This window comes from Amycolatopsis sp. NPDC005232 (assembly GCF_040607795.1).
Lineage (GTDB): Bacteria > Actinomycetota > Actinomycetes > Mycobacteriales > Pseudonocardiaceae > Amycolatopsis.
Genome location: NZ_JBEXHL010000022.1, coordinates 1 through 23746 on the forward strand (window position 1 = coordinate 1; position 23746 = coordinate 23746).

A 23746-nucleotide genomic window follows, 5' to 3' on the forward strand; every position below is an offset into this window, starting at 1 on the left:
CCACGACGCCCAGCGCATCAACACCGAACTCCGCGCCGGCGACTGACGCCCGACTTCGACCGACTCGGCACACGGCACCAGCGCCGCGTGCCGTTCTGCGTGAGCGGGCCGGGATCGATCGGCTGTGGATGTCGTCGACAACCCGGTCCATCTCCGGCTGGGAGCTCTCTCGGGCGAGGTGGCCGGAGACCGCCTCGATGTGCTCGGAGGTGTTTCGGGTCGGCAAGCGGAAACCGCGGCACGCGCGTCGGTTTCGGGCGAGCTCGGTGGATGAAATTCGGCCAGGCAGATCGTCTACTGTGGACCTGGAACAGTGCCGCATGGTTTCTGGATGGCACGAGATCACACTTGTCCGGCAGGAACCGTTCATCCGAGTAGTGCCGTTGCCACTGCGGACGAGGATCAGTACCCGTTGGCTGGGTTCGAGCCGCTGTACGTCGTCGCTGCTCGGCAGTGGTGGGGGTAGTCCGGTGAGCGGTGCTGGAAGGACAGGATCGCGGGGTTCCGGATCGTGCCGTCCTGGATCTCGATGGCGCGCCGGACGGTTTCGTGGGCGTCCCAGGTGGAGGGTCCGGAAAGGACTGATCGGAGGTGGGGGAGCAGGGCTTCGCTGATTTCCCAGGTCGCCGAGTTCCACAAGTAGGACGGGACCGGCCGGCGAACCATGCCTGCGTCTTAAGCCGGCAGGGCCCACGACGGGGCACGTCGACGGCGAGTGGTGGCCCCGGAGCCGTGACCTGACCTGTGAGCTGCCCGCGCTGCTCACGGCGGCGGTCGCTCGTCTGGGCCGGATCGGCGAGGTCGCCTACCACGCCGAGAAGAACACCCGGGCCGAGGGCACTGGCTCGCGCCACTGCCCGCCTGAGCCCCGCTACCCATCGTGGCGTTCACGAAAGGATCCCCTGATCAATATTTCCACATTGGACAATCCGCTGTTCAGTCACCCCATCGCCGAGCAACCTCGGCCCGGCGCGTTGACCACGTCCCAGGACGACCGCTACGGAAAGTTGTTCCTCCAGCCGGGCTACGAGCCGGGGTCGGACACCGAAACCGAAACCCGCCCGCACCGGCGGCCTGGCAACGCGAACACGCGGGTACGAAAGTCAGGACGTCCCAGCCACCGCTGATCCGGTTTCGTGCGAACCAGCCGTCCAGCGTGGGTTTCGCCACCACGGCAGCCCGGATGGACCGGACGCGAGGCCGAGAATTCCTGCGTATCAACAATTCTCACCCCGTTCGGGGACGCACTTGACGTGATCTCACGCCTTCACTCCACGGCCGCCGGGACGGGTGGGCTCGACCATAGATGCGCCTGCTTCAGCGGGCATGACGAATCGGTAGAGGAGAAAATTGTGACCACGGACGTCACTGTTGTATCGCGGTACGACCTGCGGGTCAAACTGGTGCGGGATGTGCTGAAGGAAAACACGAAACTGGATGAAAAGGCGTGTCAGGCGCTCGCGGTGCAGCTGCTACACGCCATGGACGCAAATCCCGAACGAATGCGGTGAACGCTCGCCGGCCGGCCTTACGCTGCGGCTTCGACCTGGGCTCTGCCAGGGCCTCGCCCCTTCAACCGCAATGCACCCCGGGGTGGTGGCAGGGGAGGACGGCCGCGACGCGGCGTTGCCGAAACGCAACCAGCCGTCCGGCACGCCGCTGTCCCGGCCCGCTTTGGAGACGCAGGGTTGCCGCACACGGACCCCTTCCCCTGTAGGACGTTGCCTGCCGTGCCGTCACTGCTTCCTTGGTGCCGCGAGCTGTCCCTCGGCAGGCCCGTGACACGGGCCGGGGGAGTGACCGGATGGGTAGTGGCGGTCGATGATGGTCCTGTGCCCTTCAGCGCCCGAGAACACTTCCTCAGCCAATACCCCCCAGGCGAAAGACCCACCGCTTTTGAGCAGTACGAGGGCTCAGGCATAGCATTGGAATGGCTGTTCGCTGCGGTCGGCTCCGGCGTCGCAGGCAATGTCGCCTATGACGTGCTGAAAGGCCTCGCCCAGCGGGCGGCGACAGCTACCTGGAAGCCTCAACGGCCGTTGCCGGAGCACGATCGGTTGGTGCTGTTGGCTTGGCTCGCGGTCCAGGTGAGGTGCTATCGGCTTGAGTTACGTGAACCTGAGCTGGGGAGTCTTCGCCTGGTTTCTCGACTTGAGCGGGACGAGGCTGTCGAGCTCCTCTTGCGTGGTTCTGCGCTGTCGGTCAAGGTCGTGTCTCCCTCGGGATCGAGGCGGTACACCAAGCCCAAGGTGTCGGTGACGCTGTTCACCGTCGAAAGCGCTTAGCGCGTGTCTTACGTGGTGATCGGTCGCTCGTGAGCGGTGATCTTGCCTGTGGTTGATCGTTTGTCGTTGAGGTTGGTTCCGGATGAGCTGTGGGTCCCGGCGGAGCCGTTGATTCCGGCAATCAAGTCCCGCCGCGGTCCTCGGCGCCGCAAGCCGGCCAAGCTGCACGCCGACGAGGCCTACGACCCAGCCCGACCTGCGGCGCTGGGTCCGCGATCGCGGCATCAAGGTCCGTATCGCCCGCAAAGGCATCGAATCTAGCCAGAAACTCGGCAAACACCGTTGGGTGATCGAACGAACCATGGCGTGGTTCACGGGATACCGACGCCTGACGCTGCGCTACGAACGCAAAGCTGAGCGGTTCCTCGCCTTCCTCATCCTCGGAGCCAGCCTCACCTGCTACAAGAAACTTCGCAAACTCACCACATGAGACACGCTCTAAGTGCCGTTGCAGTATTGGGTGGCAACACCGGCGACGCGGGGCCCGGATCCACATTGGCGGTGGGAAACCCCAGCATTCGCCCGCGCTGCGCCCCGATGACGACAACACCTCTGACCGTGCGCGCGACGGGCTCACCCATATCGGCTCCTCGAGTTACTGGGCGATTCTGCCGTCGTCGAGGATCAGCTTCGGGTCGTGCCCCATTCGATCCCGCTTGATCTCCAGGTAACGGATGTTCTCGGGGGTCGCCTGCACCGGTAGCGGCACCTGCCCGAGCACCTTCAGTCCGTAGCCTTCGAGCCCCACGCGTTCGGCGGGATTGTTGGTCAGCAGGCGCACAGAACGGATCCCGAGGTCGCTGAGAATCTGTGCCCCCGTGCCGTAGTCGCGGGAGTCCGCGCGCAGGCCGAGCTCCAGATTGGCGTCGACGGTGTCCGCGCCCTGCTCCTGCAGCTGGTAGGCCTGCAGCTTGTGCAGTAGCCCCATTCCCCGTCCCTCATGGCCCCGCATGTACAGCACGACACCTCGGCCCTCCCGCGCGACGGCCGACAGGGCGGCATCCAGCTGGTGACCGCAGTCGCAGCGCAGCGACCGGAAGACGTCACCGGTGAGGCACTCGGAATGCACGCGGACGAGCACGTCCTCGCCGTCGGACAAATCGCCGCAGACGAATGCGATATGCACGCGCTCGTCGTGGAGGGACGAATAGCCGATCGCGGTGAACTGCCCCGCCGTCATAGGGATACGAGCCGAGGCAACGCGTTCGACCAGTTTCTCGACCCGCCACCGATAGACGATCAGATCGGCGATCGAGATCATCTTCAGGTCGTGTTCTTCCGCGAAGCGCTGCAGCTCCGGGCCGCGGGCCATCTCGACCGGGTTGTCCTCGCTGGTGATCTCGCACAGCGCCGCCACCGGGGCGAGACCCGCGAGCACCGCCAGGTCGACAGCCGCCTCGGTGTGCCCCGTCCGGCGCAACACCCCGCCGGGCCTGGCCCGCAATGGGACGACGTGACCGGGCCGGCTGAAGTCGCCGCTGCTGGACGCCGGATCAGCCAGGCTGCGAATGGTTCTCGCACGGTCGCTTGCCGAGATCCCGGTCGAGATCCCGTGCTTCGCGTCGACCGTGACCGCGTAGGCGGTCCCCCGCCGATCCTGGTTGGTGGTGACCATCGGCGGCAGGTCGAGACGATCCGCATTCTCTTCCGTCAGCGACACGCAAATGTATCCGGACGTGTGGCGGACGGTGAACGCGACCAGCTCGGCGGTGGCGAACTGGGCGGCGAAGATCAGGTCGCCTTCGTTCTCGCGGTCTTCATCGTCGACCACGATCACCGGTCGACCGGCGGCGAAATCGGCTATGGCCGCCTCGACTGCGGCTGTTCCGTGCACGGATTCCCCTTCAGTGAGTTGGCATATGCGGGACAGTGGGATGAAGACTGCGCCCTCATCGGCTGCCGTCCACCGGACATCGTTGAAACGCGAGTCCGTCTTCGACGCGAGAACCCTGGCGAGCCTGGTGCGCCGCGAGCATGTCGACCCCGATGCGACGGCATTCGCGCAACAGCGGCCACGATGTCGACGTCTTGGCGACACACAACGAGACCAGAGGCGGGTCCAGTGAGGACAGAGGTGAAGGAACTGGCGGCCAGTCCGCGGGGTCGAGCGCCGTCGACAAGTGCCGCGACGGCGGTTACGCCGCTCGGAAACTCTGAATACACACTTGACCGGTATTCTCGAATAACAGGGAACCCCTGTCCGTACGGAGCTGGCCACTCGAAGCGAAAGCCGGTCGCCGGGTTGTGAATCGCGAAGGCGGTATCGGTCATCGTTGTCTCCAGATCACGGTGAGAGTTCGCGCACGGGCGCGGCGCTGGCCGACGTGCATGTCGTCGGCCAGCACTCGTCGCCGGCCCCAGGCCGCGGGCACAGCCACAACTCCGTCAACACGGTCGCTTGTTGGTCAGCCCAGCAGCTTGCCGCGGTAGCCCCAGTGCGAGGGCTCGATACTGTGAAGGACGATGGCTGTGTCGTTTGCCGCGTCCTCCCCGAGGACGGAGCCGACTGCCTGCGTCAGCGCCTCGACCATCTTCGCGCTGAACGTCTCGTCGTCGAAACGACTCGTGAAGAACGATGCTTCGATGTGAGCCATTGCTCTCTTTCTCCTTCTTCCGTGGTTACGACGTGCTCAATTCGTTCGAGCCCGGCTGGCCGGCTTCACCGTCTCGCCGGCACCGTTCTCGGTGAGTTCGTCGTGGTCGTTCGATCAGGAATCCTCGGCCCGGGTCGGGTGCTCCGCTTCCTGGAGGTCGAGCGCCTCCGATACGGCTCGCAGATACCCGCTGAGCTCACGCCCGGCCCGCACGACGTGCCTGATGTTGGAGGGCTGGGCCAGGCGACCGATGTCGGTGAGTACGTTTCCGTCGACCACGACGACATCGCCGACGGCGCCGGTCCGCAGTGAGCCAAGATCAGGTCGGTCCAGCAGCGCCGCCGCGTTGGTCGTAGCCGTGGTGATCGCTTCTTCTTCGGACATGCCGTGCCGGACGTACAGCTCGAGCTCGCGAGCGTGCGCGCCGAACGGGCACAGCGTGCCCGAGGAGTCGGTGCCCATCGCCACGTTGACCCCGGCCTCGCGTGCCAGTGTGAACGATTTCAGCGTGCGGTCGTGTGCTTCGCTGAGGTCCGCCACCCCTTGGGCGGTCAGGCCGCGGAGTGTCCCCTCTCGTTGGCACCAGTCGTTGAAGGACATGGTGGGGACGAGGAAGGTCCCGCGCTCGGCCATCTCGATCGCCAGCTCCTCGTCGAGGTACGAACCGTGCTCGATGGAGTCGACACCTGCCGCAAGGCTGCGTCGGATGCCTTCGGCAGACAGTGCGTGCGCTGCGACCCGGAGGTCCAGCTCGTGGGCAGTCTCGACGATGGCGGCCAGCTCGGCGATGCTGTAGTTGGGCCAGCTCGGCCGTTCGCCCTTCGACATCCCACCGCTGGCCATCACCTTGATGAAGTCCGCACCGGCCCGGGCCTGGAGGCGCACGAGCTTGCGGCACTCCTCGATGCCATCTGCCGTGTCCCATTGTTCCCGTGGCGTGTACGGCGGGTAGAACAGATCGCCGTGACCGTTGGTCATGGTGATCCACCACGGAGCGACGGCCAAACGAGGTCCGACCGCCAAGCCTTCGTCGATGAAATCGCGAAGCTCGGTCTCTCCGGCGCCGCGGTGCCCCATGACCCGCAGCGTCGTGAATCCGGCGGCGAGCGCTCGGTGGGCGTTGCGCAGCCCGTGCAGCAGCTTGGCCGGCTTGCTCACCTGGCCGCGGAAGACATCACTTGCAATTACGTGGTGGTGATCGGAATTGGTCGTCAGGTGGACGTGGGCGTCGATCAGGCCGGGCAGGACGGTGCAACCTGCAGCGTCGAGCCGGGGAGTCCCCGGGGGAACCCTGCCCTCTTCCCGCGGCCCTGCGTAGACCACTGTGCCGGCTCGGATGTGAACGAGTCCGTCGCTGTGATGCTGGCCCGGCCCCGACCATACCAAGCCGCCTTCGATGGCGATGTCGCCGGGAGTCATCGCGAGCCCGGGAAGCACGCTGGTTCTGACAATTTCATCCCCTTAGAAGGTGTGGTTCTTTCCGCCGAAGACAGCGCTCACGGAGTCGTCGGTGAAGATGCTGTTGATCGAGTCCGCGAGCAGCGGGGCACATGAAAGCACCTTGATCTTGTCGGGGGCACCCTCGCGGAGCGGGATCGTGTCGGTGACGACGATTTCCTCGAAAGGCGACGCAGCAAGGCGTTCGTACGCGGGCCCGCTGAAGACCCCGTGGGTCGCCGCGGCGAGCACTCGGCGAGCACCGGCGTGCTTGAGCGCCTCTCCTGCCGCGCACAGCGTGCCGGCGGTGTCGATGATGTCGTCGATCACGATGGCGGTCTTCCCGCGGACATCGCCGATGACGGTGGTGATCTCGGCGACCTGCTGCTGGGGCCGCTCCTTGTCCAGGATGGCCAGGCCGGCCCCGATCTGGGTGGCGAACTGCTTGTTGAGCTTCACCCGGCCCGAGTCCGGGGCGACGATCACCAGGTCGTCGTCGAGGCCGGCGAAGTAGTCACTGAGGATGCCCAAGGCCGTCATGTGGTCGACCGGGATGCCGAAGAACCCCTGCAGCTGGCCGGCGTGCAGGTCCATCGTCAGCACTCGGTCGACACCCGTCGCCTCAAGTGCGCGAGCCACCATGCGAGCCGAGATCGGCTCGCGCGGAGCCGACTTCTTGTCCTGCCGCGAGTAGCCATACCACGGAGTCACTGCGATCACGCGGTGTGCGCTCGCACCGACGGCGGCGTCCACCATTACCAGGAGCTCCAGGAGCGAGTCGTTCGCATTGACGCCTGTCTCCGGGTTCGCGCACATCGGCTGAACGATGAAGACATCCGCTCCACGGATTGATTCTTCGAACCTGCTGTAGACCTCTCCACTGGAGAACGTCTTCAGGGTCACCTTGCCAAGCTCGATCTGAAGAAGCTCGGCGATGGCACCCGCCAATGGCGCGTTGGACCGGCCGGCGAACACCATCAGCCGCCTGCCCCAATTTGCGTGCGACGACGCGTTCACGAGCTCACCACTCCGCCAGTGCGGATTACGGACGCCCGAGGGGGCATCCGGCCTTCCCCTGTCAGTGGTCAGATTCACGAGGTAAAAACCTTTCGACTTCGGTCCGAAAAAGGGGAGACGCTGCGGGTTCGACCACCATCACGTGCCCGCGCTGCTTTCGTCGGTCGCCAAGACGGCGTCGATCGTTGCCGCACTCGGCACGCCCGTGCGCGCGCCCACCGACTCAACCGACAACGCCGCAGCAGCCGCGCCGCGCCGCGCCGCGCCGGCGACGTCCGTTCCCGCTGCCAAGCTGGCGGCAAACACGCCGTTGAAGGTGTCCCCAGCGCCGGTGGTATCGACCACTCGACGTGCCGGCCAAGCCGGGATCCGGGTGCTGACTCCGTCAGCACCACACAACAGCACGCCGTCGGCGCCCAGCGTTACTACCACCGGCGCTCTCGTGTGGGATGCCACCGCGGCCGCCATCGTCTCCACCGGCGGGTCTCCGGGCTGACCAAGCAGACGGTAGAGGTCTCGCAGCTCGCCCTGGTTCGGGGTGATGATCGGGGCGAGCTTGAGGAGCTCTTGGACGCAGGGGACGACAGGGGCCGGGTTGAGCACACACAGCAACCCCTGTGCAGTGGCGGCCTCGACTGCGGTGACGACTGCCGTGACAGAGATCTCCGTACTGACCAGAACGCACCCTGGCCACCCGCTCGCTCGCTCGATCGCGGCCCTCACGTCCCGAGCGCCCACCGCCGCATTTGCGCCGGCAGCTACGGCGATCTGGTTCTCCCCGAAGGAATCCACGACAATGAGCGCAGCTCCGGTAGTGGACCCCTCCTTGATCACGACATCGCTGACGTCGATCCCTTCGGCACGCAGCTCGGCCAACGCAGCCACTCCGAACTCGTCAGGCCCCACGGCGCCGACGTAGCGGACATCGGCACCTGAGCGCGCCGCCGCGACAGCCGAGTTGCCGCCCTTCCCGCCGCCGTGACGCTGCAAGTCCGCCCCCACCACGGTCTCGCCCGGTCCGGGAAGCCTGGAGGCGGCGACGACCATGTCGACATTCAGCGCCCCGACGACGAGGAGACGCCCGTTCATGCCTGATCCGGCCGGCTGCGCACCGTCGCCCAAGCTCACGACACCTTTTCCGCGAGCACCGGCGCTTCCTGCGCCTGCGCGGTCCACGAGACGATCGCCGTCCACATCTGGCCGTAGTGCGGCCACTCCAGGAACTCCTGGGGTGCCCAGTGTGGGGCGAGATCGGAGGCAAACGCCGCGGTCCGGCCGTCACCGTACTGGCCCACGACCAACATCGGGTCCTCATCCACCCGCGCCACGACGGTGGCGTCCGGCTTCGCAATGAGTTTGTTGTAGCCGAGAAGGTGGGGCCATTCCGGCGGCGTGCCACCCAGGACCGGGTGATCGGGTTGGCAGACCTCCACCGCGACTCCCTCCGACCTCTCGACACGGTCGTCGTACGGGAGCATGGCCACGGGCAGCGGATCGGCGAGCGGGCTCATGCCGAAGCGGCCCTTGCCATCGATCCCGGTGAAGGAAAGATACCCCCCGACCATGACCAGCCCGCCACCTCGCTTGACGTAATCCGCAACCAGACCAAGCCGGTTTGGCGACCTTTCCGATCGCAGGAAACTCTCATCCGGCAGCAGGAAGGAGTTGGATCCGATGTCAGAGATGACGACCACGTCGAACTCGTCGATTTCCTCCGGCGAGCGGGGGAACCGCAAGGTGATCTCGTGGCCCCGGATGTAGGTGACCTCGAACCCAGCGTCATCCAGGCAGCCGAGGAAGAAGCCCGCGCCCTCCTCGTATTCGGTCGAGTGGAACTGGTCGAAGCCCTTCATGTGGATCGTGTGCTTCACCCACGACTCCCCGACGAAGAGAACCCTGAGCGGCGACCCGGTGGTGCTCATCAGCTTGAACTCCCTTGCACGAACTGGTTTCTGGTTGATGTGGCTTTGAGCTGGCGGCCCAGCGCGTGCGCCTCGCGAAGGTCGATCCCGACGTAGGTCTTCGCGGCCAGGGGCGCCAAAACGGGCGTTGGGTTCACCGCGACCGATTGCGAGAACGTCATGAACAGCTGCACGTCGCTGGATGAATCCCCGTAGACCACACACTCATCGGCGCTCAGGTTGCGAGCAGCGAGAGCCGACTGGGTGATTGCCACCTTCGCCTCTGGCCTCAGCGTGGCTGAGTTCTCCAGCGGGCTGCCCAACTCGACAGCCGAGCCGTAGGTCTCGTTGGCGCCCCAAAGCTCCAGCCTGCGGACGAAGAACGTCGGCGACTGGGAGATCACGATCACGTCCTCACCGCGAGATCGAATGTCCTCGAAGGTTTCGGCGACACCTTCCATCCAGGGCGAGCTCTGAAAGGCATCGTCGAAGTCGGCAGGGGATGCGTCCTTGCAGATGTCGAGGAGCTTCAACCAGAAGTCGGTGTCGGAGATCGTCCCCTCGCCCCACGCCCTCTCGATTTCCTGCCCGGCATCGAGTTGGCCCATCTGGCGAGCCAGCTCGATCGCGGCGGTGCTCCTCAGGAGGGTGCCGTCCATGTCAAACACATGGAGGCAGCCCACCGCGCCGGCCTCTGCGGATGTGTTCACCTTCAGTTCTGCCCTTCGGACGAGGAGAACGGCTTCTGATCGAGCACTACGGTCTTGTTTTCGAGGTACGGCAGAAGGCCGGCGACGCCGCCTTCTCGGCCGACACCAGACTGCTTGAAGCCGCCGAAGCCGATCCCGAAGTCCGCCCGGTTGCCGTTCTGCCCCACTGTCCCTGCGCGCAGGAACCTGGCCACCTCGCGAGCACGGTGCGCGTCGTAGGTGAACACCGAAGCATTCAGACCGAACGCGGAGTCATTGGCGATCCGGATCGCGTCTTTCTCGTCAGCCGCGGCGATCACTGAGATCACGGGCCCGAAGATCTCCTCTTGGGCGATCCGGGAGGAGTTGTCCACATTCCCGAAGACGGTCGGCTCAATGAACCAGCCCCGGTCGAGGTCCTTGGGTCGGTTACCGCCGAACGCCAGGGCGGCCCCTTCGTCCTTGCCGATCTGGACATAGCCCTCGACCCGCTCACGCTGTCGCCGAGAGGCCAGCGGCCCCATCTGGACGCTGGGGTCGAACGGGTTCCCCACCTTGACCCGAGAGAACCGCTCGGCGAGCGCCTCGAGCATCTCGTCGTGCCGATGGCGAGGCACGATAATCCGAGTCAGCGACGCACAGATCTGGCCGGAGACAAAGCACGCGCCCCCGGTGAGGCTGTCGGCCGCTTCGGCAATGTCCATGTCGTCGAGGACGACCGCCGCCGATTTTCCTCCCAGCTCGAGGGTGTACCGCCCGATGCGCTCCGCCATGATCCCGGCGATCCTCTTCCCAACCGCCGTGGACCCGGTGAAGGTGATCTTGTCCACGCGGTGATCGGTCACCAGCGCTTCAGAGGCCTCCCGGTCGGCGGTGAGCACGTTTACCACGCCGGGGGGGAGGCCGACCTGTTCAGCGATCTCGGCGATGACATACGCGGCGCTCGGCGCCTCCGGTGACGCCTTGACGATCACCGTGCACCCGGCGAGTAGCGCGGGCGCCAGCTTCCAGGCGGCCAGGTGCATCGGGGTGTTCCACGGAATGATCGCCCCCACGACGCCTACGGGCTCCCCGACGATCATCCCGAAGCCTTCGCCCGAGCTGGTGGGCACCTCCTGCTCGAACGGATACCGATCGGCGAGATCAGCGTAGTAGTTGAACGCCGCAGGGACCTCCTCCAGGACAGCCGGCACAATACGGGCGATGATCCCCGTCTCGCGGGGCCACAACTGGACCAGGTCATCGGAGCGCTTGGCTGCCGCTTGAGCGATGGCGCGCAGGAACTCCGCCCGCCGGCTCGGCGACATCCGTGGCCACGGGCCGTCGTCGAAGGCCCGCCGCGCCGCTCCCACTGCCCGCGCGACATCCGCCGCTTCGGCCTCAGCGACAGTGAAAAACAGCTCCTCCGTCGCCGCTTCGATCACGTCGATCGTGCGGGTCGTCGAAGGATTGACCCATTGCCCGTCAATGTAGAACTGCCCCGGGTTCGAGATCGGCGCGCTGGGCGTCTTGGTTGTCATCGGAATGCTTCGCCTCCAACTGGTCGGCTATCGCGGAGCTCGTGGTTGTCATCACTTGCCGACCCGGCCCTTCATCGGATCGCGCCCAGTCGGCGGTGGGCGCGGGGCCAGGGGTCAAGGAACTGGACGCGGTGGACCGTGACTCGTCGTCACACAGCGTGATCCAGAACCCCTTCGAAGAGCGTGGATTCGATTACCCGCCGACGGATGGTCTGGTACAGCGGACCGTGCTCCTCGCGACTGGCCAGTGCTGATGCCCAATCAGGGTCTGAAAGGAACGTCGCCCACTTGCGCTCCAGCTCGGCAAGGTCGGAGAACCGCATCGTGTAGACGAGCTCATTGAAGGAGTTGTCACCGATGGTGGTGCAGCCCACCTGCGTCATCTCCATCCCGTGCTTCCTGAACAGCGGCACCACCACTGACGTGAATAGGTCGACGACATCCCGGAACCGGCCCGCCGCCGGGACGTACTCGCGAACCTCGTAAATCACCTTGTTGATCTCCTCTGCGGTCTTCGGGTTCTGAGCCTTCACGGCAGTTGGCGGGCGGATCCCCACGGTTGGTCTCGATCAGGCGCGCTTGGACACCCGAGGGGTGTTAGTCCGCGAACGCGGGAAGGACCTCTTCAGCCATCATCTTCATGTTCTTGACGATCGCGTCGGTGGGCTGACCGACTGCGATGAGGCATGCCAAGTGGTCCACTCCAAGCTTTTCGTAGGACTTGAACCGCTCGATCATGCGATCGGGCGTGGTCAACACCGGGTCGGCGTACTTCTCCAGCAGGTTGTCCTTGGAGAAGGAATGCTGCTCAGGTGTCATCTTCCCGCGGTGCACGTAGTCACGGCTCTCGCCGACATTGCGAGTGGCGAGCCGCTCTTCCTTCGTGTCGACCGTGCCGGGACCCTTGACCAGGGCCATGTAGTAGTTGTATTCGTTCACGACGTCATCGAAGTACTCCAACGCCTCTTCCTCGGTACGACCGACCCAGGTATGGCGGAGTACCATGACCTCGCCGCGAGGATTCCCGGTCTTTTCGATCTCGTCGTTGTAACTCCCGATGAGCTCCTCAAGGTCGCCGTGGGGCTCGAAGTTGCCGTAGTTCGGCGCCGTGATCAGATTCAGGCCCTGCTGGGCGACCCGGCGAACACCATCGTTGCTCTGCGATGCGACCCAGATATCAGGATGTTGCTTCGCCGCCGGCTTTGGGACCAGGGTCGTCGGCGGGAATGAATAGAACTGGCCGTCATGGGACACGTCATTCTCGGTGAAGAGACGACGGACGATCTCCAACCCTTCTTCGTACATTGCCCGCTGGTTCTCCGGCTTCACCCCGAGCCGATCGAGTTGGAACCTGCTCCCACCGCGTGCGACGCCGATGCCGATTCGACCTGGCGCGAGATGATCCAGCAGGCTCATCTCGGAAGCGACCAGGAGCGGGTTGTAAGCCGGTAGGACGACCACACCCGGAACGATCCGCAGCCGCTTGGTCCGCTGAGCCGCGACCGCCGCGAACATCATCGCCGAGGGATTGGCCACGTAGTTCTGGAACTGGTTCTCGTTGATCGTGATCCCCTCGAAGCCGAGCTCCTCGGCGGCATCGACGATCCTGAGCATGCTGTCCAAAACCTCGGACCAGGGCCGGGTCATGTCCGGATAAAAGAACGGCGCCGTAACCCAGAACTTCATTGCCATCGTGTTTTCCTCAACTCTTGTTCGCTAGCTTCCAAGGGACCGTAGGACTAAAACCCGAGGCGCTCGGCGAAGCAGTCCACGGCAACGGGAAAGACCACGATGCCGTGGACTGCTTTATGAGTGCCCCGCGGGTGAGTGGTTCAGTTGACGGCCGCGCCGGCGGGTGCCGGTGCGGGTCCGGTGAGCATTGGCGCGATGTAATCGCCGTACCATTCCTGCGGCACCGGCGCCTCACTGGCAGCGATCAACTCAGAGAAGTCCCACTTCTTCAGGAGTTTTCCGTTGCGGAAGACGGGCTTGAGCAGGTTCTGCTCGGGGCTGACGGAGTCGCGCGGTACGGTCTTGTACTCACCGTCCTCCAGGATGAGGGCGAGCCGCCCGGCCTTGGACCTCTTGAAGCTGGCCCCGGTGGGCTGCTTGGAGATGTCGCGCCACTCACCGTTGACGCAAACGGCGTTTGCCTTCTGTGCGAAGTTGTTGGTGTCGCGGTTGACGTGCTGAAGGAGGCCGCCGCCCATGCCGAAGACGGCGTTGTCTGCCGCGAGGCCGCGGCGCTCCATCTCGATCAAGATCGCCCGGAGGCTCTCACCGGTGACGCCGTCGCCCTGCACCACTCGGATGAACGGAGGGAGGATCTTGAAGCCCTTGCTGTTGACTTCGTAGCCGAAGGCGTCCATGAGCCACTCGGTGGTGTCGGAGGTGACCTGGACGACGTCGCCGGAGTCGGGGCGCGCGCCCACCATGCCGGGGAAGTTCTGGATCAATTCCTTCAGCTCGCCGCCGAGGATCTTCTTGACGCAGTGCTCGTGGTCGTAGGTGTCGGTCAAGACCAGCGCGAAGCCGTAGTCGCGGTAGGTCTCGAGCATGTTTCGGATGGCGTCGGCCTCGAAGTCTCGCCCCCAGGCGGTGAAGCCGGCGTGTTCGGAGTTGGGGCCGGAGTTCGATGGAGCGACGGCGTTGTACCAGCGCTTGGCGGCGAGGATGCCCGGGGTGGTGTCGCTCTGGCTGAAGTTCACCAAGTGCGCCATGCCACCAAGTGCGGCGGATTGCTGCGAGCTGACCCCCCGTGCGCCGTAGTCGTGAAGCATGTGCCGGAGCGCTCCCTGGTTGTCGGAAGTGCGCTCCAGGGCGGTGCGGATCACCTGCTTGCACAGCCAGCTCAGGGTGCCGATCGTGGTGGGATACCACACCGCCCTCAGCAGGGCAGTCTCGAAGAAGCTGGTCACCCAGTAGTACTTCGGGTCCGTGTTGATGAGCTGCACGAGCACGTTGTTACTGGGCAGCACGGTGCCCTCGGGGATCGCCTCGATCTCGACGGGCAGATAGCCGTCGTGGTCGTTGATGATGCCCATCCAGTTGTCGCGGTTGAAGTGCATCCCCTGCTCGCGCATGAGGTACTCGGCCTCATCGACATCCTCAAGCGTCACGGGGCGCATGAGGTAGTCCCGGATGAAGGCTTGGAGGCCGACGAACATCGTGACGGGGAACTGGCCGCCGCGGGACTCGATGTACGACGAGATGTACTCGGTGCCCGGCGGGTACAGCGAGTAGTGGCAGTGCTTGTAGTTGTCGGTGTTGACGACGATGTTGTCGAACTGGTCGCCTAGGGACATCTTTGTCCTTCCTCTCGGCCGCCCCGCGACTGGAGTAGTCACCAGCAGTCGCCAGCGGACCATTAACGATTCTACATCCACGCCGAAGTCTGCGGTCTGCAACCACGACTTCGCTGATCAGATCGTCGGTCCAGCGGGTAGAAACCTTTCTACCGGCGGGACTGTATCAGCGGTAGATCGGCTCTGTAAACGGTGAGTTTCGATCGGCCCGAAGGGACCAGGGTAGGACCTGCTCTGCCCGGGCAGGGGTACCTGACGGCGGTCGAGCTCTCGATCGCATTCGAAGATGTCGTGGCCGTGGAGGTTGAAGATCTCCGCACCGCTACCCCGTACCGCGGACCCTCACGCGGCCGTCGCCTGGCGCATCCTTCGTCTCCGGCGTGCCTTGCGGCCCCAGGTCACCTCGGCGGCCAGCGCCCGAACCCAGTGTGTGAAGCGCGACGCACCGAGGCCGACGGATCCGCGCCACCCGCGACATCGGGGGACGCTGCGCCCCAACGCGCGCCGGCCTAGGCCGGAGAACTGCAGCAGTAGTTCTGGAAAGCGTTCTATCCTTGAGCTGGAATCGGCTATGGTTACCCTTCGCGACGTGAACGAAGTGCCGCATGACGACACGTGGGGGTGATCTTGACCCGGAATTCGGGAGCCATGCCGACGCGCAGGCCCACGATGAAGGAGGTTGCTGAGCGGGCAGGAGTCGCGATCAGCACGGTAAGTTACGTGCTCAACAACAGCGGGCCCGTTGCGGCCGACCGGCGTGCACGGGTGCTGGAGGCTGTCCGCGCGCTGGGCTATTTGCCCAACGAGTCTGCTCGCAACCTCAAGCGACATAGCGTGGCCACCGTAGGTCTCGTTGTCCCCGACCTTGTGAACCAGTACTTTGCGTTGATTGCCGAGGGAGTGGAGCAAGCCGCGTCCGAGAAGGACGTCTTGGTGGTGTTCTGCACACCGGAAGCGACCGGTGGCGGCGAGTCCTGGAACAGCAGGCTGCTGCGCAGTCAGCGCCTCGACGGGCTCATCTACCTCTCCGGATCAGAGACGCGAATGGAGGCTCTGGTCGAGTTGACCCGAGTCGGCCCTGTCGTCCTCGTCGACGAAAAGCTCCCTGGATTCAACCTGCCGTCTGTGGTCTCGCAGAACCGCCGAGGTGCGAGGGAGATCGCCAACCACCTCACCTCGCTCGGGCACGAGCGCCTAGCCATCCTTGGCGGTCCGCTCGAGCTCTGGACGGCCGAACAGCGCCTCTCGGGCTACCGCGAGGCCATCGCCGCCGCCGGACTGAATCCGGACGGCATCCCCGTGCTCGCAGGTGACTACAGGATGTCTTCGGGCGAGCAGCTGGCTGCCGAGATCCTGAGCCGCACGCCGGACGATCGGCCAACTGCTTTGATCTGCGCGAACGACCTCATGGCAATTGGGGCCCTGACCTACTGTCGCCGCGCTGGCCTGCGGGTGCCGGAGGACGTCTCGGTGGTCGGATTCGATGACCTACCGTTCGCTTCCCTCCTCACCCCGGCTCTCACCACCGTCCGACAGCCCGCTCGGGAGATGGGCATTCAGGCCATCAAACTGTTGCTCGGCATGGTCGACGGCGCCGATCCGACTCCTCCCCCTCCGTTACCGGTCTCTCTGAAGATCCGGGAGTCGACAAGCCCCCTCTCCGTCCACTGACGAGGCGTTCTCATCCACGACGCGATCACCTGGACAGAGGTTTTATCAGACACGCCCTAGATGTTGCGGGTCATGACGTTGGTGACGGCTGGCGGGGCCTGGGACAGGGGACCAGGTCTTTCGGCGGCAGGATGGGAAGTGCGACCAACACATCCGAGCCCGACAGAAAGACCCGTCCAGGCACCACCGTAATGCCCCCGCTGCCGGGTCGAGGGCCGACGCCGCCACGGAGAGGCCGGTCTGCTCGGCCGCCCGAGTGTCCCGCACGGCCAGCCAACGCCACCCCCGCCGAGGTCATCACCCGGATCGAGTAGCTGCGCCGGCAACGCGAGTACTCCGCTCGCCAGATCGCCACCGAACCGGCCGCCGAAGGCATCACCATCTCGGTCCGCACCGTCGGCCGGCCACCTGCTCCGCATCGGCCTGAACCGACGCCGCGTCATCGATCCCACCGGCCAGGACAACCGGCAACCACGGCGGATCATCGCCCACTGGCCGGGCACATGGTCCACCTCGATGTGAAAAAGACCGGCCATATCCCCGATGGGAAGCGCTGCCTGATGGGACCGCTCGGACCGCGATCGGGTTCGTCCACCGGGCTCGGGCGTTCCTCGCCCGCCACGGCAGCACCCACATCCACCGTCTGGTCACCGACAACGGCGCCTGCTACCGCGCGAAGGGTTTCGCCACCGTCCTGCGCGGAGCCCGGCCAGCCACCAGCGGATCACGCCCCACACCTCACGCCACAACGGGAAAGTTGAGCGCTAGAAACGGATCCTGGCCGAGGAGTTCTTCGACGCCCGCGCCTGGACCAGTGAACAGCACTGCACGACAGCTCTGGCCGTCTGGAACGTGCATTACAACTGACATGATGGCATGGGCCCCGCTTATTTCCGTTATAGCGAAGGGAAATGCGGCCGGCACGAACCGTGACGTCGGCATCGGCATCGACCCACACAAGACCAGCTGGTACGCAGCGGTGGTTGCCGACACCAGCTACTCGAAGAACTCAGGGTGGCGGCAAGCCGCGCCGGCTACTGTGAACTGTGTCGTCTGGCCCGACGTTGGCCGGGCATCGCTGGGCGAGCAAGAGCAGCAACGGCCTGGGCCGGCCGTTTACCCAGCGATTGATCGACGACGACGTCGCCGTCGTGGACGTGTCGTCCGAACTCAGCTGCCGGGTGCGCCAACTGGCCACCGGGCACGGCCGCGAGAACGACCAGGTCGACGCCCGCTCGGTCGCGGTTGCCGCACTGCCGGCGCCGACCGGCAGCATCATCGGGACGACCAGGCCGAAACCCTGCGGCTGCTCAGCGAACACCGAGATGAGCGTCATCCGACGCCGCACCCAGGTCATCAACCGGCTGCATGTCCTCCTGCCGCAGTTGCTTGACGGCGGAGCTTCCGCATTCGTTGACAGCCGACCGCGCCGCTGCGCTGCTCGGCCGGATCCGCCGAGCCCGCGGGGCACGAGTCACACGACGGGCACTCGCGGTCGACCTGGTCGCGGACCCTCGCCATCTCGACAAGAAGATCGCCACCGTGGAACGACGAGTGTCGGACGCGCTGTCCGACAGCGAACCGGCGCTGTTGCGGCTGCCCGGAGTCGGTCCCATCCTGGCCGCTCGCAGCATCGATCGTGTCGGATCACTCGACCGGTTCCCCGACGCCAGCCACTTCGCGTCCCGCTGCGGGACCGCGTCGATCGAGGTCTCCTCCGGCGACGTCACACGCCACCGGCTATCCCGCGCCGGAGACCGGCAGCTCAACCGTGCACTGCATCTCATCGCATTCAGCCAAGTTCGCTGCCACGCCCCAGCGCGAACCTACTACCAGTACAAACGCGCAGCCGGTAAACGCCACCGCGAAGCCATGCGCTGCCTCAAACGACGGCTTGTCGTCTACTGCCACCTCACAGCCGACCCGCGGGCTGCGGCGCACGCCGCGACTTGACAGAGAGGAGCTACCATCGACCACACGCCGCCGCTGGTAACCAGTCACCAGCCACCCAGTTCCTCGCTGGCGTCACCCACGTCATGGCCGCATGCAGCTAGATCTCCTCCAGCGTGGCGCCGTCGTAAAACTTTGCAGCCTTGTAGACCATCGGATCCGAGGTGGAAACCTCCAAGTAGGTGACTTGCGCAACGATCAGAACGTGAGTTTTCGCGCGGAAGCGTTCTTTGATCTCTGCCTCGATCGATGCGGCCGACCCGCGGATCAGAGGGGATCCTTCCGGTCCGGCGTGCCAGTCGAGTCCGGCGAACTTGTCGTCCGACTTGGACGCGAATCCAGCGACGACCGCACGCTGCGTGTTGGCGATGATGTTGATGCCTAGGTGCTTGGATTCGAAGAGCGACGGGTAGGTCGAGGATGTTTTCTGCACACACAAGGCCACCAGCGGCGGGTCCAGCGAGATGGGCATGTAAGCGCTGACGGCTAGTCCGCGGGGTCGATCTGCGGAGTCCATGGTCGTCACCACGGTCACACCGGTGACGAACTTCCGGTTGAACTCCTTGAGATCCTCGATGCTGGGCATCTCGACCGCCTCGCCCGCGCCATTGGGCGCCGCGGGCGAGGCGAGCGCCGATCCCAGGACAGGCGCTCCCAGGTCGGACAGCATGTCGACCGACGGATCCCAGGTCACGCGCTCACGGATGATCCGGCCATCGCGCAGCGTTCCCTGTACGGCGCCTCGGGCGTGCAGCGCACGCCTCGTCGGGGGGACGTCGCCGAACGCGTTCACGAACGTACCGGTCGCCGACCAGAAAAGCGCGAAGTCATCGCCGTCCACGACGATCATGTCCACCGTCGTCCGCAGGTCCGGGATAGAAGCCCGCATGTCGCGAACCTGGCGCTTGAGCTCGGCCAGGCCCGAGGTGCGCCCCAGCCCGGCGTTCTCCAACTCGTAGTCGGCGTGGACGATCTCATCCAAGGCATCGGAATCGCCTTGGTTCCAGGCGGCATCCCAAGCCGAACGCACCAGGTCCTTGAAGTCCGACATCTCTTCCCATCCTCACTTCTGGCACCAAGAGGCAGACGACGCCACGGTTGCGGCTCGGTCTAGCCGACTGTGTCGCCGGGGCGCACGAACTCGGCTGAGGGCTTGGCTGGGCGCGTGGACTCCTCTGGACGAGGAATATAATCGATTCTACTATTAGTGTCAACGGCATTGTCAACTTGTCGAACTTGCTGATATAAGCGTGATCCACTGTGCTCGACACTGGTGGAAGCGATTCAATCAGGCCCGGCCTGCTCTTGAGCGCAAGCGTTCGTGGCAGGTCCCGCACCCATCCGCCGCCGCCACGACCGGAGCGCCCCGACTGTCAACCGACGTGGGGCGGGGGCGTTGCTTTTGCGTGCCGGCTTCCGAACCGGTGCGGTCGCGTGTGAAGGGAACTCAACAGTGTCCGACGGGTCGAAGGTGTCGCTGTTTCTGGACGTCGACACAGGCGTGGATGATGAGATGCCACTGCTGATGGCTGCGTCGTCACGACGTTGACGCCGGCGCGGTCGTCAGCGCGCTTGCGCCCGCTGTTGCTGCGGTGAGCGAACTTTCACTCGCCGGTCGCCGCGTCCGGATCACGGCTCTCGGTCGCTTGTCGATGTCGTGCCCGACGTCGACCAAGGTGCCATTCGAAGGGAATTCGTCCAGCGGGTGGCGGGTGTAAGCCCAACGCTGCGGGCTGCCGCGAGCCGCCTCGCGCTGACCCGGCTGGCGGCGTCGATCACGCGCCCGACGATGTCATCGTGCTGATCTACACGCCCGGAACGACCCGTCCTCAGGGCAGGGGAGCGATGAGGCTGCCGCGTGGGCTGTTCTCGCTCAGTTATGCTACAACCAGAAACGATTCGAGTATCCGGGCCGCGGGGGAGCGGCCCGCGAATTCAACAAGGGAACCGCACTGTGGACGAAGCCTCTGCCAGCCAGATCCAGGTCAACGCCGTCCTGGGACCCGTGCCGGCCGACAAGCTCGGAACGACGCTGACGCACGAACACCTCATCTGTGACTGGACGAAGCCCCTGGGCGAACCCCAGGGCGAAGTTGACCGCAGTGTCTTCGCCCGCCGTGTGGATCCCTCGATCCGTTGGCTGCTCACAGAGGATCCGTCCTGCTGCTTCGACAACGCACGCCTGGAAGACACAACGGCCGTGGTCGATGAACTCCAGTGCTTCATCGACGCAGGAGGACAGACGGTCGTTGACTGCACCAACGGAGACATCGGCCGAAACCCGCGTGCGCTGCGCGAGATTTCCGAGCGAACCGGTCTCAACATCGTCATGGGTTCTGGTTGGTACGTGCACCCGTATCACGACAGCGGGACCGCCCTGGCCACAGCAGCCGAGCTCTACGCACAGATCCTCGCCGAGTTTGCTGACGGCGTCGGCGACACGGGGGTGAAGCCGGGTGTCATCGGAGAGATCGGCGTCTCGCCGGAGTTTACCGACGCAGAAGGGGTCCGCCTCCGCGCAGCCGCTCGGGCTCAGCTGGCGCTGGGCGTACCGCTTCTCATCCACCTGCCGGGATGGCAACGCCGTGCCTTCGAGGTGCTGGACATTGTCCTGAGCGAGGAGGGTGTTGCGCCTGAGGCAGTCGTCCTTTGTCACATGGATCCATCTGGCGAGGACGTTAACTACCAACGCGAGGTAGCTGATCGAGGTGTCTGGCTCGAATTCGACATGATCGGCATGTCCAACTACTTTCCGGGCGAGGGTCAGTCGCCTGCGCCGGAACAGACGGCCGCGGCGATCGCGCGCCTCGTCGAGGCTGGGCACGCCTCCCGACTCCTCCTCAGCCATGACCTGTCGCTCAAGAACATGTGGACGCGGAACGGCGGAAACGGCGTCGGCTACGTTCCTCGGCTGTTCCTCCCTCGGCTCGAGCGCCACGGGGTGCCGGGCGGTGTGACCGCCGATCTGCTGACGACCAACCCCCCGCGCCTGTTCGTCGGCGCCGCGCTTGCCTCGGCCGCTGGTGACAGCGGCTCGTGAGTGCGGCGGTGAACGCAGGGGAGACCACATAGTGGAAACGACTTGCCTTTGTGCCCGCCTGAGCTACTTACGCAATCGTAGGTGCCTGTCGGAGGGACGCACGGCCGGCCCGCGTGCACGGAGCGGTCGTCATGGACGTCACGGCTGGAAGCGTCGCAGGCCGCGTAGCGACGAAGAGTTCGCGCGACAGCTGCGAAAAATGGATTCACACAGCGAGAGGATCAAGAACGTGACGCAACACCTCGGGAATGTATTCAACTACGACCTCGACGCAGAAGGCCATGAGTCCCTGGAAGACAGCCACACAACCATCGACACGGCGGCCTATCACATCGGAATGGTCGACGGCGTCAACGTCGGGGTGTGGGAGGCGGAGCCGGGTCTCATCGGCGGTCTGACTGCCGACGAGATCTTCGTCGTTCTCGAGGGCCGTGCCGAAGTGACATTCGAGGACACGAAGGAGAGGCTCGAGGTCGGCCCAGGCGATGTCGTCCGCCTCAATGCCGGCCAACGGAACACCTGGCGCACCTTGGAACGGCTGCGCAAGGTCTCCGTCTGGTCGGACTCCGGAGTCCGGCAACCTTCCTCATGACGGCCTGGCGCCGGCCCGACTCGCGGTTGTCGATACGAGTACAGCGGGACTTTGACCGCAGACATGGCCCAGCGCGTCCCCAAACCCCCACCAACCCGACTTTGAGAGGCCCCGCATGATACGCCGACCCGTGATCCTCGATGTCGACACCGGCAACGACGACGCTGTCGCAATCACCATGGCCGCGACTCATCCCGCCATTGAGCTTCTTGGTTGCACCACCGTTGCCGGCAACCTCTCGCTCGAAGAGACCACCGACAACACCCTCCGGGTGCTGAATGCGATCGACAGGAGCGACATCGAGGTCCACGCCGGGCTCTCGCGTCCCTTTGCTCCGGCGCCCTACGCTTCCGGCGCGAACGAGGTCGAGGGCGTATTCCATCAGAGCACACTGCCTGTCGGCACCTCAGGGCTTCAGCCACGCAGTTGGCACGGCGTCGAATGGCTCATCGAGACTCTTCGCCAGACAACAAGGCAGGTCACGCTGATCCCGGTCGCCCCACTCACCAACATCGCCGCCGCGATCACCGTCGCGCCCGACATCCTCGATGCGATTGACGAGGTCGTCCTCATGGGAGGAGCGTCGACCTTCGGGAATCGAACCCCGGCTGCTGAGTTCAACATCTACACCGACGCAGTCGCAGCGAACGTCGTGCTCAGAGCTGGCATCAGGCGCCTCACGATGGCCGCGCTCGACGCGACACACGACGTGCTCGTCAGCCAGGACGACTTGCACCGCTATCGAGCACTGGGAACGCGCGCCGGCGACGTCGCGTCCACTGTCATCGACTACTACATCGATGGTTACGAAGCGTCTGTCGGCCCTATCGGGGCCGGCTCATCTGCACCGCTGCATGACGCGTTGTGCGTTGCGTATGCGATCGACCCGGAAGTCCTCGACATCACTGAGGCCTACGTCGAGGTCGACACAGTGAGCCCGTACAACTACGGGCGCACAACCGTCGACTTCCACAGGTACCGAGGCGAGCCGGCGAATGTCCGTTTCGCGAAGCACGCGGATTCGGCTCGATTCCACCGGATTCTCGATGAGTGCCTACGCGAAGATGTCGAGCAGTCTGAGACACGTCTTGTCAGGCGGTCTGTATGAGGGCCTCCGGTGAAGGCTGGTTGATCCAGGCGGCTTTGGGCAGCTTCGGCGCCTGGGGTCGGCGTGATGCGCCCCGGGGTCTGCGCAGGCTCTGATTCCGGGAAGGATGCAGAGCATGCCGGCACCGAGGAAGTACAGCGAGGAGCTGCCTGAGCGGGCGACGCGGATGGCCTTGGACGGGATCGCGACCGAGGGGCAGCGGATGGCGGTCATCTGCCGGATCGCGGGTCAGTTGGACGTTCGCCCTGAGGGATTGCGGACTTGGATCAACCGTGAGGAGATCGACGTCGGCACGGTGCCCGGCCGCACCAGCGATGACGCCCAGCGTATCGTCGAACTGGAGCGCGAGGTGCGTGAATTGCTGCGGGCGAACGAGATCCTGAAGACGGTCTCGGCGTTTTTCGTCGCCGCGGAGCTCGACCGCAAGACCAAATAGAACCTCAAAAATTCCATACATCGGTGGGAGGTTCCGCTCGCGGTGGTCATCCAGTATCTTGACGACCACCGCGAGCGCGTTGTCGAGGGCGAGGAAACTCGGAGCCGAGTCGATCTGTGCATCTTCGGAAACAGTACGTGTGCAGATCGCGCCGAGGACGTACCCGGGCGGCAAAGAAACGCGCTCCATCGAAACGTGCTT

General features: G+C 65.0%; 25 protein-coding genes and 2 pseudogenes. 11 read left to right on the forward strand and 16 right to left on the reverse strand.

Translation table 11 applies throughout. From position 1 onward, the window contains the following. Positions 1 to 402: 402 nt before the first annotated feature. Positions 403 to 666 carry a hypothetical protein gene (locus ABZU76_RS33560; protein ID WP_354876617.1) on the reverse strand — a complete coding sequence of 88 codons (264 nt, stop codon included), beginning with the start codon at positions 664 to 666 and terminating at the stop codon, positions 403 to 405. Between the two features lie 2 nt (positions 667 to 668). Here ABZU76_RS33560 and ABZU76_RS33565 point away from each other — a divergent pair, with 2 nt between their 5' ends. From ABZU76_RS33565 to ABZU76_RS33580, 4 genes and pseudogenes are all read left to right on the forward strand, one after another. Then, entirely contained in the window at positions 669 to 1127 is a 459-nt protein-coding gene (locus ABZU76_RS33565) for a DUF5994 family protein (protein ID WP_354877009.1), read from the forward strand. A gap of 225 nt (positions 1128 to 1352) precedes the next feature. Next, on the forward strand, positions 1353 to 1511 hold the full coding sequence (locus tag ABZU76_RS33570; RefSeq protein ID WP_354876620.1) for a DUF6307 family protein: 159 nt from the start codon (positions 1353 to 1355) through the stop codon (positions 1509 to 1511). A gap of 321 nt (positions 1512 to 1832) precedes the next feature. Continuing rightward, the gene (locus ABZU76_RS33575; RefSeq protein ID WP_354876623.1) at positions 1833 to 2285 is read left to right on the forward strand and encodes a hypothetical protein; all 453 of its coding nucleotides are present in this window, start codon (positions 1833 to 1835) and stop codon (positions 2283 to 2285) included. Between the two features lie 129 nt (positions 2286 to 2414). Beyond that, positions 2415 to 2715, forward strand: a pseudogene (locus ABZU76_RS33580) (transposase); the annotation flags it as partial. Here the strand turns inward: ABZU76_RS33580 and ABZU76_RS33585 are convergent. The 13 genes from ABZU76_RS33585 to ABZU76_RS33645 all read right to left on the reverse strand — a co-directional run bounded on the left by ABZU76_RS33585 (position 2705) and on the right by ABZU76_RS33645 (position 14850). Beyond that, positions 2705 to 2866, reverse strand: coding sequence for a riboflavin kinase (locus ABZU76_RS33585; protein WP_354876625.1), 162 nt, complete (start codon positions 2864 to 2866; stop codon positions 2705 to 2707). The pseudogene ABZU76_RS33580 and the gene ABZU76_RS33585 overlap by 11 nt on opposite strands. Positions 2867 to 2880: 14 nt before the next feature. Next, positions 2881 to 4119, reverse strand: a complete 1239-nt coding sequence (locus tag ABZU76_RS33590; RefSeq protein ID WP_354876627.1) for a bifunctional 3,4-dihydroxy-2-butanone-4-phosphate synthase/GTP cyclohydrolase II — start codon at positions 4117 to 4119, stop codon at positions 2881 to 2883. Between the two features lie 55 nt (positions 4120 to 4174). After that, positions 4175 to 4405, reverse strand: coding sequence for a flavin reductase family protein (locus tag ABZU76_RS33595; protein WP_354876629.1), 231 nt, complete (start codon positions 4403 to 4405; stop codon positions 4175 to 4177). Between the two features lie 285 nt (positions 4406 to 4690). Continuing rightward, entirely contained in the window at positions 4691 to 4879 is a 189-nt protein-coding gene (locus tag ABZU76_RS33600) for a hypothetical protein (protein WP_354876631.1), read from the reverse strand. A gap of 114 nt (positions 4880 to 4993) precedes the next feature. Further along, entirely contained in the window at positions 4994 to 6316 is a 1323-nt protein-coding gene (locus tag ABZU76_RS33605) for an amidohydrolase family protein (RefSeq protein WP_354876634.1), read from the reverse strand. Between the two features lie 24 nt (positions 6317 to 6340). Beyond that, a complete protein-coding gene (locus ABZU76_RS33610; protein ID WP_354876637.1) occupies positions 6341 to 7333 on the reverse strand; it encodes a ribose-phosphate pyrophosphokinase in 993 nt (330 codons plus the stop codon). A gap of 138 nt (positions 7334 to 7471) precedes the next feature. Further along, positions 7472 to 8461, reverse strand: coding sequence for a ribokinase (locus ABZU76_RS33615; protein WP_354876640.1), 990 nt, complete (start codon positions 8459 to 8461; stop codon positions 7472 to 7474). Continuing rightward, positions 8458 to 9255 carry a glutamine amidotransferase gene (locus ABZU76_RS33620; protein ID WP_354876643.1) on the reverse strand — a complete coding sequence of 266 codons (798 nt, stop codon included), beginning with the start codon at positions 9253 to 9255 and terminating at the stop codon, positions 8458 to 8460. Before ABZU76_RS33620 ends, ABZU76_RS33615 begins: the two co-directional genes overlap by 4 nt. Beyond that, positions 9255 to 9893 carry an HAD-IB family phosphatase gene (locus ABZU76_RS33625; protein WP_354876646.1) on the reverse strand — a complete coding sequence of 213 codons (639 nt, stop codon included), beginning with the start codon at positions 9891 to 9893 and terminating at the stop codon, positions 9255 to 9257. Before ABZU76_RS33625 ends, ABZU76_RS33620 begins: the two co-directional genes overlap by 1 nt. A gap of 53 nt (positions 9894 to 9946) precedes the next feature. Further along, positions 9947 to 11443: an aldehyde dehydrogenase gene (locus tag ABZU76_RS33630; RefSeq protein ID WP_354876649.1), complete on the reverse strand. Its 1497-nt coding sequence runs from the start codon at positions 11441 to 11443 to the stop codon at positions 9947 to 9949. 149 nt (positions 11444 to 11592) lie between these two features. Continuing rightward, positions 11593 to 12000, reverse strand: a complete 408-nt coding sequence (locus ABZU76_RS33635; RefSeq protein WP_354876653.1) for an NIPSNAP family protein — start codon at positions 11998 to 12000, stop codon at positions 11593 to 11595. A gap of 40 nt (positions 12001 to 12040) precedes the next feature. After that, the gene (locus ABZU76_RS33640; RefSeq protein ID WP_354876658.1) at positions 12041 to 13135 is read right to left on the reverse strand and encodes an LLM class flavin-dependent oxidoreductase; all 1095 of its coding nucleotides are present in this window, start codon (positions 13133 to 13135) and stop codon (positions 12041 to 12043) included. A gap of 140 nt (positions 13136 to 13275) precedes the next feature. Then, a complete protein-coding gene (locus ABZU76_RS33645; RefSeq protein WP_354876661.1) occupies positions 13276 to 14850 on the reverse strand; it encodes a nicotinate phosphoribosyltransferase in 1575 nt (524 codons plus the stop codon). A gap of 567 nt (positions 14851 to 15417) precedes the next feature. Here ABZU76_RS33645 and ABZU76_RS33650 point away from each other — a divergent pair. Continuing rightward, positions 15418 to 16419 carry a LacI family DNA-binding transcriptional regulator gene (locus ABZU76_RS33650; RefSeq protein ID WP_354876663.1) on the forward strand — a complete coding sequence of 334 codons (1002 nt, stop codon included), beginning with the start codon at positions 15418 to 15420 and terminating at the stop codon, positions 16417 to 16419. Positions 16420 to 16638: 219 nt separating this feature from the next. Further along, positions 16639 to 17283, forward strand: a pseudogene (locus ABZU76_RS33655) (IS481 family transposase); the annotation flags it as partial. A gap of 145 nt (positions 17284 to 17428) precedes the next feature. Here the strand turns inward: ABZU76_RS33655 and ABZU76_RS33660 are convergent. After that, the gene (locus ABZU76_RS33660) at positions 17429 to 17755 is read right to left on the reverse strand and encodes a hypothetical protein (protein ID WP_354876666.1); all 327 of its coding nucleotides are present in this window, start codon (positions 17753 to 17755) and stop codon (positions 17429 to 17431) included. A 77-nt stretch (positions 17756 to 17832) separates the two neighbouring features. On the opposite strand from ABZU76_RS33660, the gene ABZU76_RS33665 reads away from it, so the two are divergent. Beyond that, positions 17833 to 18372 (forward strand): transposase, encoded by a 540-nt coding sequence (locus ABZU76_RS33665; RefSeq protein WP_354876669.1) that lies wholly within the window; start codon positions 17833 to 17835, stop codon positions 18370 to 18372. 97 nt (positions 18373 to 18469) lie between these two features. Here the strand turns inward: ABZU76_RS33665 and ABZU76_RS33670 are convergent, their stop codons facing one another. Next, the gene (locus tag ABZU76_RS33670) at positions 18470 to 19420 is read right to left on the reverse strand and encodes a flavin reductase (RefSeq protein ID WP_354876672.1); all 951 of its coding nucleotides are present in this window, start codon (positions 19418 to 19420) and stop codon (positions 18470 to 18472) included. A 903-nt stretch (positions 19421 to 20323) separates the two neighbouring features. On the opposite strand from ABZU76_RS33670, the gene ABZU76_RS33675 reads away from it, so the two are divergent. From ABZU76_RS33675 to ABZU76_RS33690, 4 genes are all read left to right on the forward strand, one after another. Beyond that, a complete protein-coding gene (locus tag ABZU76_RS33675) occupies positions 20324 to 21409 on the forward strand; it encodes a phosphotriesterase (RefSeq protein ID WP_354876675.1) in 1086 nt (361 codons plus the stop codon). 229 nt (positions 21410 to 21638) lie between these two features. After that, positions 21639 to 22001, forward strand: coding sequence for a cupin domain-containing protein (locus ABZU76_RS33680; RefSeq protein ID WP_354876678.1), 363 nt, complete (start codon positions 21639 to 21641; stop codon positions 21999 to 22001). A 130-nt stretch (positions 22002 to 22131) separates the two neighbouring features. Continuing rightward, on the forward strand, positions 22132 to 23109 hold the full coding sequence (locus ABZU76_RS33685) for a nucleoside hydrolase (RefSeq protein ID WP_354876681.1): 978 nt from the start codon (positions 22132 to 22134) through the stop codon (positions 23107 to 23109). 115 nt (positions 23110 to 23224) lie between these two features. Beyond that, a complete protein-coding gene (locus ABZU76_RS33690; protein ID WP_354876684.1) occupies positions 23225 to 23545 on the forward strand; it encodes a transposase in 321 nt (106 codons plus the stop codon). The last annotated feature ends 201 nt before the right edge of the window (positions 23546 to 23746 follow it).

Excerpts from the sequence above, each read along its gene's own strand:
- ABZU76_RS33640 (WP_354876658.1), bottom strand. The coding sequence starts at position 13,135 with ATGGCAATGAAGTTCTGGGTTACGGCGCCGTTCTTTTATCCGGACATG.
- ABZU76_RS33600 (WP_354876631.1), bottom strand. The coding sequence starts at position 4,879 with ATGGCTCACATCGAAGCATCGTTCTTCACGAGTCGTTTCGACGACGAG.
- ABZU76_RS33670 (WP_354876672.1), bottom strand. The coding sequence starts at position 19,420 with ATGTCGGACTTCAAGGACCTGGTGCGTTCGGCTTGGGATGCCGCCTGG.
- ABZU76_RS33625 (WP_354876646.1), bottom strand. The coding sequence starts at position 9,893 with ATGGACGGCACCCTCCTGAGGAGCACCGCCGCGATCGAGCTGGCTCGC.
- ABZU76_RS33660 (WP_354876666.1), bottom strand. The coding sequence starts at position 17,755 with ATGACGCTCATCTCGGTGTTCGCTGAGCAGCCGCAGGGTTTCGGCCTG.
- ABZU76_RS33620 (WP_354876643.1), bottom strand. The coding sequence starts at position 9,255 with ATGAGCACCACCGGGTCGCCGCTCAGGGTTCTCTTCGTCGGGGAGTCG.
- ABZU76_RS33690 (WP_354876684.1), top strand. The coding sequence starts at position 23,225 with ATGCCGGCACCGAGGAAGTACAGCGAGGAGCTGCCTGAGCGGGCGACG.
- ABZU76_RS33650 (WP_354876663.1), top strand. The coding sequence starts at position 15,418 with ATGAAGGAGGTTGCTGAGCGGGCAGGAGTCGCGATCAGCACGGTAAGT.
- ABZU76_RS33630 (WP_354876649.1), bottom strand. The coding sequence starts at position 11,443 with ATGACAACCAAGACGCCCAGCGCGCCGATCTCGAACCCGGGGCAGTTC.
- ABZU76_RS33585 (WP_354876625.1), bottom strand. The coding sequence starts at position 2,866 with ATGGGTGAGCCCGTCGCGCGCACGGTCAGAGGTGTTGTCGTCATCGGG.
- ABZU76_RS33560 (WP_354876617.1), bottom strand. The coding sequence starts at position 666 with ATGGTTCGCCGGCCGGTCCCGTCCTACTTGTGGAACTCGGCGACCTGG.